We start from the raw sequence: 15141 nt of genomic DNA, 5'->3' as shown, positions 1-15141 counted from the left end.
TTTATTTTGAAATCACTCCGGAACCTAATAACTCATCGCCATCATACCAGGCCACAAATTGCCCTTCTGTAATAGCGGACTGTGGTGCTTCAAAAGAAACATACATACCATTATCAAATTGGTGCAGGGTTGCTTTTTGCAATTCCTGACGGTACCGTATACGGGCCATCACTTCCATAGTTTCACCATCTGCCAACGCCAGGTCTTCACGGATCCAGTGTACTTCAGGCTGAGCCACAAACAATGCTTTTTTATACAATCCCGGATGGGAACTTCCCTGCCCGGTATAAATCGTATTCGTAGTAACATCAGTAGCGATAATGAATAAAGCTTCTTTTGTCCCACCCACGTTCAGGCCTTTGCGCTGCCCGTTGGTGAAATAATGAGCACCCTGGTGTTTCCCTACCACTTTGGCCATTTCTGGCGTATAGTGTATGCTTTCTGCTTCATAAGCCAAAGCTGCTTTCTCCGTCTCAAATTCTGGCCGGGACCGGTTATAAATATCCGCCTGTGCATTTACTTCAAAAATAAGCCCATCTTTCGGTTGCAATTTCTGTTGCAAAAATTCCGGAAGGCGTACCTTACCAATAAAGCATAACCCTTGTGAATCTTTTTTATCTGCAGTGATCAGGTCCAGTTTAGCCGCGATTTCGCGTACTTCCGGTTTGGTCAGTTCCCCTATAGGAAATAAGGATTTCGCCAGTTGTTCCTGAGATAACTGACAAAGAAAATACGACTGGTCTTTATTCCCATCTGCACCTGCCAAAAGCTGGTATACTTCTTTGCCTTCTTTTTCAATTGTCCCCTTACGGCAATAATGGCCGGTAGCCACATAATCGGCACCAAGGCTCAACGCTATTTTCATGAAAACATCGAACTTAATTTCACGGTTGCACAATACATCCGGATTTGGCGTTCTTCCTTTTTCATATTCGTTGAACATATAATCTACAATCTTCTCTTTATACTGTTCACTTAAATCAACCGTCTGGAAAGGGATCCCTAGCTTTTCAGCTACCAGTAATGCGTCGTTGCTATCTTCCAGCCACGGGCATTCATTGGAGATGGTCACCGAATCATCGTGCCAGTTTTTCATAAAAAGACCTATTACTTCATATCCTTGTTCCTGCAATAAATAAGCAGCAACACTGGAATCTACACCACCCGAAAGCCCTACGACAACACGTTTCATTGTACTTGTATTCAAAGATTAATTTTTCCGTAATCGATTTTCCCCAGGTATCGATTTGAAACCAACCGGAAAAACGTTGCAAAAGTACTATATTTTTTTGGGAGAAACTGCTTTTTGGCTTTTCTTAACCTGACTCATGTTTTCTTCCTTATTCAGTTTGTTATCCTCATAGTACTGCCAAATACCATTCTTCTTACCGTCTTTGAACTGTCCTTTAACCGTAATCTGGTTTTTATCATCCCGGTAAATTGTGGGCCCATTGTATTCCCCGGCTTTATATACCGCTTCTTCAATTACAATCCCTTTAGCCGAATACCGTTTATAATTACCGTCCTTCAGCCCATTTTTATATTCCGCATCTTCTGCAATTTCACCATTGGGATAGAAAACCTGGCGCTTGCCTTCGAGTTTCCCATTTGCATAAAATTCGAGTGCCATAACTTTGGGAGAGGCTTTGTGGTAATATTTCCACTCGCCATCATAACGCTTATTTTTCTCCCGGCCTTCACTGACTTTGTTTTTCTTTGCATCATAAAAAATAGTATAGGCTGTACCATCCTTATCATTGAATTCCCGGGTAGCCATTACTGTTTTTCCCGATCCTTCTACATAAAAAGTAAAAGTTCCTGTTTCTTTTCCATGATCAAAAGTACCTTCATACCGGAGGCTGTGGCTTTTTTCAAAATATCCTTTCCATGCCCCGTGGCGTTTCCCGCTTTTATCCAGCTGGTTCAACTCCTGGGCCTGTAATCCGGACAGCGTCATGCAAAACAACACCGACATTATATACTGTTTGGTTTTCATCTTTATCATATATTAGATCGTTCTATAGGTATCAAAACTGATTACAAAGGAACTTATTTTATTGATAGAAAAAAAGCACTCTTTCGAGTGCTTTCTGGTATGCTTTTATTTTAATTTTTTCTGTTGTTCTGCCTGCTCCATCATTTCCTGCATTTTCTTCTGGAAGCGACTCTGAGGTTTCTCTTTTGTCTTATTTTCCTGAATTTGTGCGTGCAGTTTCTTTTCGTTTACGATATAGTTTTTAATTACAAACATAATACCGATAGTGATCGTATTTGAAATGAAATAGTACAAACTCAATCCTGACGCATAATTATTAAAGAAAATCAACATCATGAATGGAGAAACATAAATCATGATTTTCATGATCTTGCTCATATCCGGCATGCCCTCTTGTTGCGGAGCGCTTGCCTGCTGGTCACCGGTAGTCATTTTCATGTAAAAGAAAATAGCAAGTGCCGCCAGGATAGGAAAAATACTGATATGGTCTCCGTAAACCGGAATTTTAAATGGCAATTGGTATACTGCATCATAAGATGATAAATCGTCTGCCCAAAGGAAACTTTTCTGTCTTAATTCGATAGCAGAGGGGAAAAACTGAAATAAGGCATAGAAGACGGGAATCTGTGCCACGGCGGGCAGACATCCGGCCATGGGGCTCACTCCGGCTTTGGAGTACAGCTTCATGGTTTCCTGCTGTTTTTTCATTGGGTCTTTCTTATACTTCTCATTCAGTTCGTTCACTTCCGGACGAATGATTTTCATTTTCGCCTGTGACAAGTATGATTTATAAGTGATCGGTGACATCACAATACGCACTAAGATTGTAAATACAATAATTGCGATACCATGAGGGATAAAATCACTAAGGAACCCATATAACGGAATAAAGATATAACGGTTGATCCAACCGAAAATCCCCCATCCTAAAGGTACTACCTCGTCCAGGTTTCTTTTGTATTCATTTAGTATCTTATAATCCGTAGGACCATAATACCAGTTCATTTTATAATTTACCTCCCCACCGGTAACGGCTAATGGAATTTCAGCTTTAAAGCTTTTGGTAAATGTAGTATCGATACTTTCATCATGTACCAGGTTTTCAGAAGCCAGGTTTACATTTTTGAATGGAGTATCGGTAAGCAATATTGAGGTAAAAAAGTGCTGTTTAAAGGCGATATAAGTTACATCTTTAACACCTACTTCACTGTGTTTGCTTTGTCCCAGGTTACTGTCTTTCCCATTTTCATGCTCATAGATCAGCTCTGTATAACGGTTGTCGTATGAAATACTTTTCTCGTTACGGTATGTTTTCATGCTCCAGTCCAGCATCAAAGGTTTGGTTGTATCCCAAACACCATTTAAGCCCTGGCTACGGATACTGAAATCCAGCATGTACTCTTTTGGTTTCAATACATAACGGTATTCCAAAAATTGGTTTGCACTGGCTTTCAATCGCAATGTCAGTACCTGATTCTCCCCTTCTTTGGTTAGTATCGGTTCAAAATTAAGATCTTTAGTATTCAGCTGACGGTTATCCTTAGTCAGTAATGGAATATTCAGTTCCGCATTATTGTCACGGATCAGTTGTACCAATTCACCTGAGTTTTTCGTAAAACGCTCGTATTTTTTTACGACTACATCTACAATATAGCCCCCTTTATTGGCTATTTTAAGCGAAAGCAGGTCATTTTCGATTACAGTAAAATCTGCTGCCGGAGCAGGAAGTGTTGCAGAATACGCAAATTCACCAAGTGAACCTTTTAATTTTGCCAGTTTTTCAGTGTTCGTAACGGTAGTATCCTGAGCCGTTATAGCTGCTTGTTTGGCCGCTTCGGTACGCGATTTCTCCTGTTGTAAAACTTGTTCTTTCTGGGCTTTTTCTTTAGCGATTACAGCTTCGTCTGGTGCATTGTTATACATAATCCAAACGAGAATTCCGAAAATCAGGATAAAACCAATAATTGACCTAATGTCTAATTTTTTTTCTTCCATTGTTTTTGTTTCAGTTGTAAGGCAGCTATTTTTACGTGTGCTGCCTCAAATTTTGCACGTATTTCCAATCCTTCCCAATATACTACCGGGTACTGGATTATTTATTTTTATAAGCTACCGCAGCTTTTACAAAGCTTACAAATAACGGGTGTGGATTGGCCACTGTACTTTTATATTCCGGATGGTATTGTACCCCGATAAAAAACGGATGCCCTTCCAGTTCTACAATTTCCACCAAACCGGTATCCGGATTCACACCTGACGCTTTTAATCCTGCTTTCTCAATATCCTGCAGGTATTCGCCATTGTATTCATAACGGTGACGGTGACGTTCCAGAATGGTTGTCGCTTGATTATAAACTTCAGACGCAAGCGTATTGGGTTTAATATCACATTTCCAGGCACCCAGACGCATTGTACCTCCCATATTGGTAATGTTTTTCTGTTCTTCCATGATGTTGATTACCGGATGTGCTGTTCCCTCATTCATTTCTGTAGAGTTGGCATCTTTCCATCCTAAAACATTTCTGGAATATTCTATAACCGCCATTTGCATACCAAGGCAAATTCCAAAAAATGGAATATTATTTTCCCGGGCATATTTTACGGTTTCAATTTTTCCTTCAATTCCCCTTTCACCAAATCCAGGAGCGACCAGGATTCCATCAAGGTTACTTAATTTTTCTGCTGCATTTTTAGTATCCAGGTATTCCGAATGGATGCTTACCACATTTACTTTGGTCTCATTTACAGAACCTGCGTGAATAAAAGCTTCCAGAATGGATTTATACGAATCCTGTAATTCCACATACTTTCCTACCAAACCGATATTAACAATATGTTTTGGGTTTTTCAGTTTGTGCAGGAACTCATTCCATTGTTTTAAATCCGGCGTCGATTTTTCCGGAAGATCCAGTTTTTTCAACGCTACCTTATCCAATCCTTCTTCCAGCATCAGGTTCGGTACATCATAAATTGTAGAGGCATCAATAGACTGGATTACTGCTTCGCGTTTTACGTTACAGAACAATGCCAGTTTTTGTCTCAGCTCATCCGAAATCTCATGCTCTGTCCTACATACTAAGATATCTGCTTTTATACCACTTTCCATTAATGTCTTAACAGAATGCTGTGTTGGTTTTGTTTTCAACTCCCCTGCAGCAGCCAGATAAGGCACTAAAGTCAGGTGAATTACAATACCATTATTATCGCCTAATTCCCAAACCAGTTGACGTACTGATTCAATATAAGGCAAAGATTCTATATCACCTACTGTACCACCGATCTCTGTGATCACGATATCATAATCACCGGTTTTACCCAATAATTGCATACGCTCTTTGATCTCATTGGTAATATGAGGTACTACTTGTACTGTTTTACCCAAAAATTCACCACGGCGTTCTTTTTCGATTACAGAAAGGTATACCCTTCCGGTAGTCACGTTATTATCCTGTGATGTCGGAACATTCAGGAAACGTTCGTAATGTCCTAAATCCAAATCGGTTTCAGCGCCATCATCCGTTACATAACATTCTCCATGTTCGTACGGATTCAATGTCCCCGGATCTACGTTAATATAAGGATCAAACTTCTGTATTGTCGTTCGGTACCCTCTTGCCTGTAATAATTTGGCTAAAGATGCTGCTATAATTCCTTTACCTAAGGAAGAAGTCACACCACCTGTAACAAAAATATATTTCGTCTGATTCATTGTGTTGTTGTTTGTTGTAGTTGCGTAAAAAACTTGGCAAAAGTAGTGAATTTAATTCGATATTCAGCCAATTTGAAAATGATTTCAGAACGGCTGCTGTAGATTTGATTTATTTTCAATTGCCAACCTTTTCAAATTATCAAATTGTTGTATTTTACGAATAGGTATTGCTTTACCCTTAAGAAATAGCCGGCTAAACGATTTTTATTTCAGCCTCAAAAAAGATCAAATCGCCTACCGTTACCCACTGTCTTCCAAGCATGTTATCGCTTGGGATATTGTTTTTTGATGTTTCGGATCAGGTCTTCCAGCCCGTTCAATTTCAATTCGTAGACAAGTTGCAATTGCGTTCCCAGTTCTCCTTTCGGAAAACCTTTATTACTGTACCATACGACATAATATTCGGGCAGGTCAATGAGGTGCCAGCCTTCATATTTCCCAAAGGGCATTTTGGTGTGGGCGAGTTTTATCAGGAATTCCTGTTCAGTCATAATATTGGGTCGTAAAAAAGCATTAAGAATTTGAAATAACTTCCAAATCCTTAATGCTTGTATCGTAATATGAATTGTTTATTTCCAGTTAAAAGTCACTACTTTTTCGATCTCGGGATGAAGGCTTTGGTGTACCGGGCAGGTTAATGCGGTGCGTTCGAGTATCGTCTTTGTCTTTTCATCGGCCGCCAGGGTCATTTCGAACACAATTTCTATCTTCGAAATCCTTCTCGGATCTGCCTGCATGTGTTTTGTGACTGCTGCTGTAGATCCTGTAAAATCAACGCCCATATCCCGGGCTTTGATTCCCATAACGGTCATCATACAACTCGCCAGTGCATTCGCTACAGTATCTGTCGGAGAAAAAGCTTCTCCCTTTCCATTGTTATCAAGTGGCGCATCGGATATAATCTCGCTTCCGGAATTGATATGGATCGAGGAAGTCCGTAAATCGCCAAGGTAGGTTACTTTTGATGTCATTATTTTGCTTCTTTTACAGTTAAGTCAGTATCGTAATATAAAATATACACGCCTTTATTAGAGTAGCCTCCCGATGGATTTTTACTGTATTTGTACTTGCTTTCAATCTGTTCTGTAGCGGTACTTTCTACCGTTTCTTCAAATTTGTTGCGTTGTGACAAACGTACCAGGACATCAAAGGTCACATCAAATCCACGTACGGCATATTGATTCGGGAATACATTGTTCTGTCTTTTGTATTCCTTAAAGAAATTATTCACCGCTGGTGAATCATTATCTTTCGAAAGGGACGGATAATGCAGGTTGAGCTTCATCAGTCGGGAAGATGAAATTTCATCAAAATCATAGGCTTCCGTTTTTTCCAACAGCACCAATTTGATGGTATAATTCTCCATTTCTTTTAACAGCGTATTGGTCACATCCAATATGGTTGCCCCACGTTCAGTTTCCAGTACAATATAATTGGTTTTATCTTTTACCAGCATACCACGAATAGACTCTGGCGCTACCAATCCTTTAGCGTCTGGCTCCAAAAAGCGCATTCCGGAATAGTTGCTGTTGATAAATTGTTTTGAACTCCCGCGCTTCGAATCTATAATCGTGAAAACATTATCATTTTTAGATTTCAGGAAATCAAGCATTGCTTTTTTTACATATTCCGGAGCCGGCATCGACTGGAACAGGTTGCTGTACATTTTTCCTGATTCTTTTGACATTGGAGAAACTACCGGAATATCGTTTTTTTCCAACAATGCCGCAGTAACTTCTACATTCGACTGGAAGAAAGGCCCTACTACAACATCCGTATTGGAAAAATTATTGCTTTTAATGATATTCGGTACATCCGATCCTGTTTTGGTTTCTTTAGAATCAAAAATCCTGATATTGACATTCCCATTAAGTTTTTTCATCGAATCGATTGCCATAAGGGCACCGGAATAAAAATCAAGTGTCATATTCAGGAATTTATTCGTTTTCAAACGGTCCTGGATCGAATTTTCGCTATCGTCTTCTATTTTTGAAATATTAAAAGGCAACAGCAATACCATTTCCTTCTTATCCTTATTGGTAATTTTAGTCGTCAGGTCTTTGTATTCCTTATCTTTCTTAGCCACTTCCGCTACACTTGCCGGAACCTTGATGATCATTCCTATTTTAAGCCCATCCCTTAATTCCGGATTCAAAGCAATTAGCTTATCCTCTTCAATACCAAATGTTTTGGAAAGGCTGTAAATTGTTTCTTTAGGCTGTACTTCGTATTCTTTCAATCCTTCGGTAGTACTGGCTACTTCTACTTTGGCTACTTCTTTTTCTTTTTCAACCGCCGCTTTTTTATCCAGTTTCAGGTTAAAACCAACAGGCAAAGTATCTTTCACCTCCGGATTCAACTCTTCCAGTTGCTGTAGGGACATTCCGTATTCTTTGGCAATCGAATATTTCGTTTCCTGCGGTTTTACAATATGATACAGGTATTTTCCGGACTTTGGAGCTTCGTCTTTTACTTCTTTAACCTCTTTTTTAGGCTCTTTCTTTACTTCTTTTTTATCTGCTACTGCAGTCCCATTTAATGGAATAATAAGTTCCTGCCCAATTTTTAGCCCATCTCGATTGGCATCGGCATTGACTTTTTTCAAGTCTTCAACAGACACTTTATATTTTTTGGAAATACTATAAAAAGTTTCCTTTGGCTCTACGACATGCACTTTATTCGCTACTTTGGAAGAAGCTTCGATTACTTCCGGTTTGGCATCCTGTTTTTTCAGGCTTTTGGAAGGAATCAATAATACCGCTTTCTCCTGTACCCCATTTTGGGCATCCGGATTCAGTTTATAGATATCATAAGGGGTAACTTTATATTTTTTAGCAATTTGAGTTATCGTTTCACCTTTTTCTACGGTATGCTTAATATAATTTCCTTGTGCTGCTACCGATCCCGAAAAAAGGAGTGCTGCGATAAATGCTATCCATATTTGCTTCATTTTCATGCGCTGTATCATGTTAATTTTATCTGTCAAAAATACTAAACTTAAAATCGGTATGGCGGAATTTTGAGAGGGAATTCATCGTTTTAATATTTTTTTATGAATGAAAAACAATCCCAATATCCGGCTTCCCAAAGAAAAGCCTCATAAGTTTTTGAACTTATGAGGCTTAAATATAATTCATTTTTTACAAAAGGCAATTTCATACAGCAGTATACCGAGAACTTGCCCTTAAAATATTATTCCCATTCAATAGTAGCTGGTGGTTTTGAACTGATATCATAAACGACACGGTTTACCCCTTTTACTTTATTAATAATCTCATTGGAAATTGTCATCAGGAATTCATACGGCAAGTGTACCCAGTCAGCCGTCATACCATCGGTAGATTCAACTGCTCTCAGGGCGACTACTTTTTCATAGGTTCTTTCATCACCCATTACACCAACACTATTTACAGGAAGCAGGATTGCTCCGGCCTGCCATACTTTATCGTATAAACCATGTGATTTCAGCCCATCAATAAAAATCGCATCCACTTCCTGAAGAATTCTTACTTTCTCCGGAGTCAGATCTCCTAAAATACGAATTGAAAGTCCAGGTCCCGGGAAAGGGTGTCTTCCTAATAATTCCGCATCAATTCCTAAAGTAGCCCCTACTCTTCGCACTTCATCTTTGAAAAGCATACGCAAAGGCTCTACAATCTTGAGTTTCATATAATCCGGCAATCCGCCTACATTATGGTGTGACTTAATGGTTGCCGATGGTCCTTTTACAGAAACCGATTCGATTACATCAGGGTAAATTGTTCCCTGTGCCAACCATTTTACATCTTCAATACTGGTGGCTTCATCATCAAACACTTCGATGAATACACGGCCGATAATTTTTCTTTTGGTTTCAGGGTCATCGACTCCTGCAAGTTGCGAAAGAAAACGTTCAGAAGCATCTACTCCTTTTACGTTCAGTCCCATATCTTTGTACTGCTCAAGTACATTTTGAAATTCATTTTTACGCAGCAATCCATTGTTCACAAAAATACAATACAGGTTTTTACCAATTGCTTTGTGTAATAAAACCGCCGCTACAGTAGAATCAACTCCTCCTGAAAGTCCCAATACTACTTTGTCATTCTGGATTTTCTCCTGAAGTTCTACAATAATATCGTCAACAAAAGCATTCGGTGTAAAACTCTGTGGCACTTCTGCAATTTTTACCAGGAAGTTCTCAAGAAGCTGCTTTCCACCGGTTGTATGGTATACTTCCGGGTGGAACTGTATGGCATAGGTTAATTCCCCATCAATACGGTACGCTGCATTCTCTACATCTTTTGTACTGGCAAGACGGACACCATTTGTAGGCAGCGTCTTGATCGTATCACTATGGCTCATCCAAACCTGGCTGTTCTTTTCAATACTATCAAAGAAAACTTCGCCTTCCTTAATATAGGATAGGTTTGCTCTTCCATATTCACGGATGTTGGAAGGTGCAACTTCGCCTCCACTAAAGTGCGACAGGTATTGTGCACCATAACAAACGGCCAGTAATGGCAGTTTACCACGGATATTGGTCAAATCCGGATGTGGTGCATCTTCAGCACGAACTGAAAATGGGCTGCCAGAAAGGATAACGGCTTTATAGCTTGATAAATCTTCCGGAAAATGGTTGTAAGGAAAAATTTCGCAGAATATGTTTAATTCGCGAACTCTGCGGGCAATAAGTTGTGTATATTGTGACCCGAAATCTAAAATTAGGACGTTGTGTTGCATATGCAAAAATAGACATATTATTGAGAACTGAAAATGGGTGCTCTAAATTTTTTTTGCTTTTTTCAGAATGGGATTCTATCCCCATTCTACACTTGTCCTTGAAATAAAAGCCGTGATTTTCTGCACAGGAAATTCATTAAAAAAAGCAACATTCCACCAAAAAAATGTAATTTCGCAAGCTATGAAAGAGAACGATATTATCACAATCCAGTCTTTACTGGCTGAACCTAAGCGAATAGCAATCATCCCACACCGCAGTCCCGATGGCGACGCGATGGGTTCTACACTGGCACTGTATCATTTTTTATTAAAATTAAATCATAAACCGGTTGTCATTGCACCCAATGAATTTCCGGATTTCCTCGCCTGGCTTCCAGGGGCTGAAACTGTTAAGATTTTTGAAAAGGACAAAGAAAACGGTACAAAACTGTTGCAGGATGCCGAATTAGTGTTTACACTTGATTTCAATGCCTTCCACAGAACGGGAGATCAAATGGAAACGGTACTTAAAACACTAACTGTTCCCTTCGTAATGATCGACCACCATCAGAAACCGGACGATTATGCAGTAGTTGCTTTTTCCAATACCGATTATGGCTCTACCTGCGAAATGGTCTATCATTTTATTGCAGCATTACAGCTGACGAATCTTATTGATAAAACTATTGCTACCTGCATCTACACTGGGATCGTCACCGATTCTGGATCATTCCGCTATCCTGCAACTACCGGGGAAACACACCGCATTGTAGCTTCCCTGATTGATTTAGGGGTGGAAAACAGTGAGATTCACAGTTTATTATTCGACAACCATTCCCATAACCGCATCCAGATTTTGGCTCGCGCGTTGCAAAATTTACGGGTGCTCCCTCAATACAGCACCTCCTATACGACACTGTCCCAAGAAGAACTGGATACCTTTGGTTATGTAAAAGGAGATACTGAAGGAATTGTAAATTATGGGCTCACTATAAAAGGTATCGTTTTTACTGCTATCTTTATCGAAAATAAAGATGAAAAAATCATAAAGATTTCATTCCGTTCCAAGGGAGATTTTGATGTCAACCAGTTCGCCAGGAAGCACTTTAGCGGCGGAGGCCACATCAACGCTGCGGGCGGAAAATCATCTTTAAACATGGAAGACACTGTACAACATTTTTTGGATATTGTATCCCAAGAACATTAATTCCCCAATGAGAATAAGACCCTACATAACAGCATTTGCACTCGGCTTTATATTCCTGACAGCCTGTTCCCAACAGCAGGATGCACGAAAACCCATTTCCCGATCTTCCGGTACTTTTATGAAAGAATCGGTAGAACGCAATAAAAAATTAATTGCCGACGAAGAAGAGATGATCGATTCGATCATCAAAAGCAATCCTTCCATCACCTATGTTGCCACACCCAAAGGATATTGGTACCATTATGAGCAAAAAGGTGATTCATTAGACACTAAAACACCAGTTCGGGGCGATGTTGCTTTTTTTACGTATGAAGTACGCGACCTTAAAGGCAACCTGATCTATTCTGATGTAGAACTACGCCCACAGGTATATTATATCGATAAGGAGAACATCATGATGGGATTGCGTGATGGGATCAAACAAATGAAAAAAGGCGAAAAGGTCACATTCCTTTTTCCCTCCCACCTGGGTTACGGCTATCATGGAGACAATAAAAAGATCGGTACTAACGAGCCTTTATTATGCACGGTCACACTGAATGATATAAAATCCGAAAAAGAAGTTGAAAATCAATAATTATTAATATAAAATGAAACGAATGACAAGTTTATTTTTAGGTGTTCTCGCACTATTTTTTTCATGCAATACTGCTACCAAAACGGAAACTGATCCGGGAGATGGTATTTTCGCAGAAGTACAGACCAACAAAGGAAAAATCCTGCTTCAGTTAGAGTTCGAGAAAGCACCTATTACGGTTGCCAACTTTATTTCATTGGCTGAAGGAAAAAATCCTTTTGTAAAAGCGGACAAAAAAGGAAAACCTTTTTATGATGGATTAAAATTCCACAGGGTAATCCCTAACTTTATGATTCAGGGTGGTGATCCTGAAGGAAACGGAAGTGGCGGTCCGGGTTACAAATTCAAAGATGAATTCGTACCGGAATTAAAGCACGACAAACCGGGTATTCTTTCCATGGCTAATTCTGGCCCTACCACTAATGGAAGCCAGTTTTTCATTACACACAATGCTACTCCATGGCTTGATGGCAAACATACTATTTTCGGCCACGTTGTAGAAGGTCAGGACGTTGTGAATGCTATTGCACAGGACGATGTTATCCAAAAAATCACCATCATCCGTAAAGGAAAAGATGCCAAAAAATTTGATACTGTAAAAGTATTCAAAACTTATTTTGATGAAGAAGCAGTAGCGCAAAAGAAAAATGCTGAAAAATCGGCTGCCATCAAAACCGAAAAAGTAGCTGCTTTTGCTGCATTAAAAAAGACCGCTGTAAAATCAGATACCGGACTTGAATATGCGATCACCCAAAAAGGGAATGGCAAGAAACCAGCTAATGGCGCTACATATTATGTTGCCTACTCCGGTTTTCTGGAAGATGGTAGTTTGTTTGACTCCAGCTCAGAAGAAGTAGAAAAAAGCTACGGCAAATTCAACCCTCAGAAAGCAGAAGGTGGTGGTTACCAGCCCTTCCCTTTTGTAGCTGGCACTAAAACCGGACTGATCCCAGGATTCCTGGAAGGGCTTGAGAAATTATCCTATGGTGAAAAAGCTACTCTTTTTATTCCGTCTTACTTAGCGTATGGTGAAAGAGGTGCTGGCGGTGTTATTCCTCCAAATGCCAATATCATTTTTGAAGTACAGTTATTGGAAACGCAAACGCCTCCAACAAAATAATCAACCCGATTGATTCCATAACAAACCGCCTCAAATTAATCTGAGGCGGTTTTTTTATGCTCTTTGTCCCGTCCTGAAATAGCGATACAAAAAAAAACTCAATTATGTCTAAAGAGAAAAATTATGTAAAGCGAACCCAGCGAGATTACAGTATGTCTCTCAAATTGCAAATCGTCCATGAGATTGAACGAGGAGAGTTATCTACACATGGAGCTTGTAAAAAATATGGTGTGCAAGCACGTTCAACAGTTGTTAGTTGGCTTAGAAAATTTGGTAACTTTGATTGGGAAACCCAAACCCCATCTCAAATGGCTAAAACACCTGAACAGCAAATCATGGAACTCGAAGCTAAAGTTACGCTTCTTGAAAAACAGAAAGCTCATCTGGAGCAACAAGTTAATTTTACGGATAAGAAAGCTATTATTTTTGATATGCTTATTGATATTGCAGAGAAAGAATATAATATCGATATCCGAAAAAACTCATCACCCGAACAATTGTCCTATTTAAAGAAGAACAAAAACAAACCTTAGGTTTTACCTGTAGTTTGTTCGGGATAGACAGGCAGGTCTATTATCGTAGCATTAAAAGAAAAATCTTAAAGCAATCAAAGTCTGAACAAGTCATTCTTATGGTAAGAAAGATTAGGATGAAAATGCCTCGTATCGGTACGAGAAAGTTGTATTATTTATTAAACCAGGAGCTTAGAGCATTGAAGATTGGAAGAGATATGTTTTTTAATATCCTGAAAGTAAACCATCTGCTAATATCTCCAAAACGGAGCTATCATATTACGACTAACTCATATCATCGTTTTAAAAAACACAAGAATTTAATTGAAAACTTAAAAATAATACGTCCTGAACAGGTTTGGGTATCCGATATTACATACATCGGAAAAAGAAGTAAGCCCTGCTATTTAAGCTTAGTAACAGATGCATATTCAAAACGGATCATGGGATTTAATGTAGCTACTAATTTAAATGCCGAAAATAGTCTTAAAGCTTTACAAATGGCTCTTAAGAGCAGGGAAAATAGTTGTTTGTCGTTAATCCATCACTCAGATAGAGGTATACAATATTGTTCTGATGAATATCAAAAAGTGATAAGCAAGACTAAAAACCTGCGCTGTAGCATGACTGAGTCTTATGATCCATATCAAAATGCGGTCGCTGAAAGGGTAAATGGAATATTAAAACAGGAGTTTTTAGTAGATAGGTATAATGATCAGCAACTTAATATTATTAAGTTAGTAGTTAAGGAATCTATACAGATTTATAATCTAGTAAGACCGCATTGCTCTAATCATATGCTAACTCCGATGCAAATGCATCAACAAAAAGAAATAGAAATGAAAACCTATAAAACAAAAAACAGAAGTAACCATGAAGCTACTTCTGTCTAAAAAATGTACTTTTATTATTATTAATCCTGTATTGCTATTCTAGGACTAGACACTTTGAATCTCTAAGAGAGTCGGGGATAAAAGACACAACTGTATCATATCTTTATTTCCCGGATTTACCCTATCCTTCCCTGACATTATTCTTTTGATTTGAGGGAGAGTCCTGTAAAATATCTAAACAAGAGCCTTTTCCCGATACTCCCCTATTTTCATTTCACCACCATGCCCAACTGTTCTGTTGATATGCCATTTCCTATTCCTTAGTAATCGTTTCCTATCTAGCTATCAGAACACCGCTGCTTACTACTACTTATCGGAAAACCTGTTTTACCGCTGACAATCTAAAGTAAATCTGATCCCTACCAATATAACTTTGGCACAAAAAAAACCGCCTCATTACTGAGACGGTTTCCAACCATTCTTAAT

Annotated in this window: 13 protein-coding genes; 5 read left to right on the top strand and 8 right to left on the bottom strand. The window is 39.0% G+C overall.

Annotated features, from left to right (window positions below; translation table 11 throughout):
* Position 1: 1 nt before the first annotated feature.
* The 8 genes from mnmA to guaA all read right to left on the bottom strand — a co-directional run bounded on the left by mnmA (position 2) and on the right by guaA (position 10427).
* Entirely contained in the window at positions 2-1192 is a 1191-nt protein-coding gene (gene mnmA / locus FK004_RS10500) for a tRNA 2-thiouridine(34) synthase MnmA (RefSeq protein ID WP_108737212.1), read from the bottom strand.
* Positions 1193-1279: 87 nt separating this feature from the next.
* Positions 1280-1996 (bottom strand): toxin-antitoxin system YwqK family antitoxin, encoded by a 717-nt coding sequence (locus FK004_RS10495; RefSeq protein ID WP_108737211.1) that lies wholly within the window; start codon positions 1994-1996, stop codon positions 1280-1282.
* A gap of 105 nt (positions 1997-2101) precedes the next feature.
* Positions 2102-3991 carry a membrane protein insertase YidC gene (yidC, locus tag FK004_RS10490; RefSeq protein WP_108737210.1) on the bottom strand — a complete coding sequence of 630 codons (1890 nt, stop codon included), beginning with the start codon at positions 3989-3991 and terminating at the stop codon, positions 2102-2104.
* A gap of 97 nt (positions 3992-4088) precedes the next feature.
* Positions 4089-5705, bottom strand: a complete 1617-nt coding sequence (locus FK004_RS10485; protein ID WP_108737209.1) for a CTP synthase — start codon at positions 5703-5705, stop codon at positions 4089-4091.
* A gap of 263 nt (positions 5706-5968) precedes the next feature.
* Positions 5969-6196, bottom strand: a complete 228-nt coding sequence (locus tag FK004_RS10480) for a DUF3820 family protein (RefSeq protein WP_420358876.1) — start codon at positions 6194-6196, stop codon at positions 5969-5971.
* A 78-nt stretch (positions 6197-6274) separates the two neighbouring features.
* On the bottom strand, positions 6275-6676 hold the full coding sequence (locus FK004_RS10475; RefSeq protein ID WP_108737207.1) for an OsmC family protein: 402 nt from the start codon (positions 6674-6676) through the stop codon (positions 6275-6277).
* The gene (locus FK004_RS10470; RefSeq protein WP_157956073.1) at positions 6676-8691 is read right to left on the bottom strand and encodes a PBP1 and LysM peptidoglycan-binding domain-containing protein; all 2016 of its coding nucleotides are present in this window, start codon (positions 8689-8691) and stop codon (positions 6676-6678) included. The genes FK004_RS10475 and FK004_RS10470 overlap by 1 nt, the downstream gene beginning before the upstream one ends.
* Before the next feature lie 206 nt (positions 8692-8897).
* Entirely contained in the window at positions 8898-10427 is a 1530-nt protein-coding gene (guaA, locus tag FK004_RS10465) for a glutamine-hydrolyzing GMP synthase (RefSeq protein ID WP_108737205.1), read from the bottom strand.
* Positions 10428-10608: 181 nt separating this feature from the next.
* Here guaA and FK004_RS10460 point away from each other — a divergent pair, with 181 nt between their 5' ends.
* The 5 genes from FK004_RS10460 to FK004_RS10445 all read left to right on the top strand — a co-directional run bounded on the left by FK004_RS10460 (position 10609) and on the right by FK004_RS10445 (position 14715).
* Positions 10609-11613 carry a DHH family phosphoesterase gene (locus FK004_RS10460; RefSeq protein ID WP_108738817.1) on the top strand — a complete coding sequence of 335 codons (1005 nt, stop codon included), beginning with the start codon at positions 10609-10611 and terminating at the stop codon, positions 11611-11613.
* A 7-nt stretch (positions 11614-11620) separates the two neighbouring features.
* Positions 11621-12190 (top strand): gliding motility-associated peptidyl-prolyl isomerase GldI, encoded by a 570-nt coding sequence (gene gldI / locus FK004_RS10455; protein WP_108738816.1) that lies wholly within the window; start codon positions 11621-11623, stop codon positions 12188-12190.
* A 13-nt stretch (positions 12191-12203) separates the two neighbouring features.
* Positions 12204-13310: a peptidylprolyl isomerase gene (locus tag FK004_RS10450; protein WP_108737204.1), complete on the top strand. Its 1107-nt coding sequence runs from the start codon at positions 12204-12206 to the stop codon at positions 13308-13310.
* 104 nt (positions 13311-13414) lie between these two features.
* On the top strand, positions 13415-13843 hold the full coding sequence (locus FK004_RS19450) for a hypothetical protein (protein ID WP_227871586.1): 429 nt from the start codon (positions 13415-13417) through the stop codon (positions 13841-13843).
* Positions 13844-13857: 14 nt separating this feature from the next.
* Positions 13858-14715 (top strand): IS3 family transposase, encoded by an 858-nt coding sequence (locus tag FK004_RS10445; RefSeq protein WP_262497643.1) that lies wholly within the window; start codon positions 13858-13860, stop codon positions 14713-14715.
* The last annotated feature ends 426 nt before the right edge of the window (positions 14716-15141 follow it).

The organism is Flavobacterium kingsejongi (assembly GCF_003076475.1).
Lineage (GTDB): Bacteria > Bacteroidota > Bacteroidia > Flavobacteriales > Flavobacteriaceae > Flavobacterium > Flavobacterium kingsejongi.
Note: the sequence above shows the minus strand (reverse complement) of the source record. Positions and strands in the feature narration are given on the sequence as shown.

What these genes read in the sequence shown, in the direction of transcription:
- mnmA (WP_108737212.1), bottom strand. Translation starts at nt 1,192, where the DNA reads ATGAAACGTGTTGTCGTAGGGCTTTCGGGTGGTGTAGATTCCAGTGTT.
- FK004_RS10495 (WP_108737211.1), bottom strand. Translation starts at nt 1,996, where the DNA reads ATGAAAACCAAACAGTATATAATGTCGGTGTTGTTTTGCATGACGCTG.
- FK004_RS10460 (WP_108738817.1), top strand. Translation starts at nt 10,609, where the DNA reads ATGAAAGAGAACGATATTATCACAATCCAGTCTTTACTGGCTGAACCT.
- gldI (WP_108738816.1), top strand. Translation starts at nt 11,621, where the DNA reads ATGAGAATAAGACCCTACATAACAGCATTTGCACTCGGCTTTATATTC.
- yidC (WP_108737210.1), bottom strand. Translation starts at nt 3,991, where the DNA reads ATGGAAGAAAAAAAATTAGACATTAGGTCAATTATTGGTTTTATCCTG.
- FK004_RS10475 (WP_108737207.1), bottom strand. Translation starts at nt 6,676, where the DNA reads ATGACATCAAAAGTAACCTACCTTGGCGATTTACGGACTTCCTCGATC.
- FK004_RS10480 (WP_420358876.1), bottom strand. Translation starts at nt 6,196, where the DNA reads ATGACTGAACAGGAATTCCTGATAAAACTCGCCCACACCAAAATGCCC.
- guaA (WP_108737205.1), bottom strand. Translation starts at nt 10,427, where the DNA reads ATGCAACACAACGTCCTAATTTTAGATTTCGGGTCACAATATACACAA.
- FK004_RS10485 (WP_108737209.1), bottom strand. Translation starts at nt 5,705, where the DNA reads ATGAATCAGACGAAATATATTTTTGTTACAGGTGGTGTGACTTCTTCC.
- FK004_RS10450 (WP_108737204.1), top strand. Translation starts at nt 12,204, where the DNA reads ATGAAACGAATGACAAGTTTATTTTTAGGTGTTCTCGCACTATTTTTT.
- FK004_RS19450 (WP_227871586.1), top strand. Translation starts at nt 13,415, where the DNA reads ATGTCTAAAGAGAAAAATTATGTAAAGCGAACCCAGCGAGATTACAGT.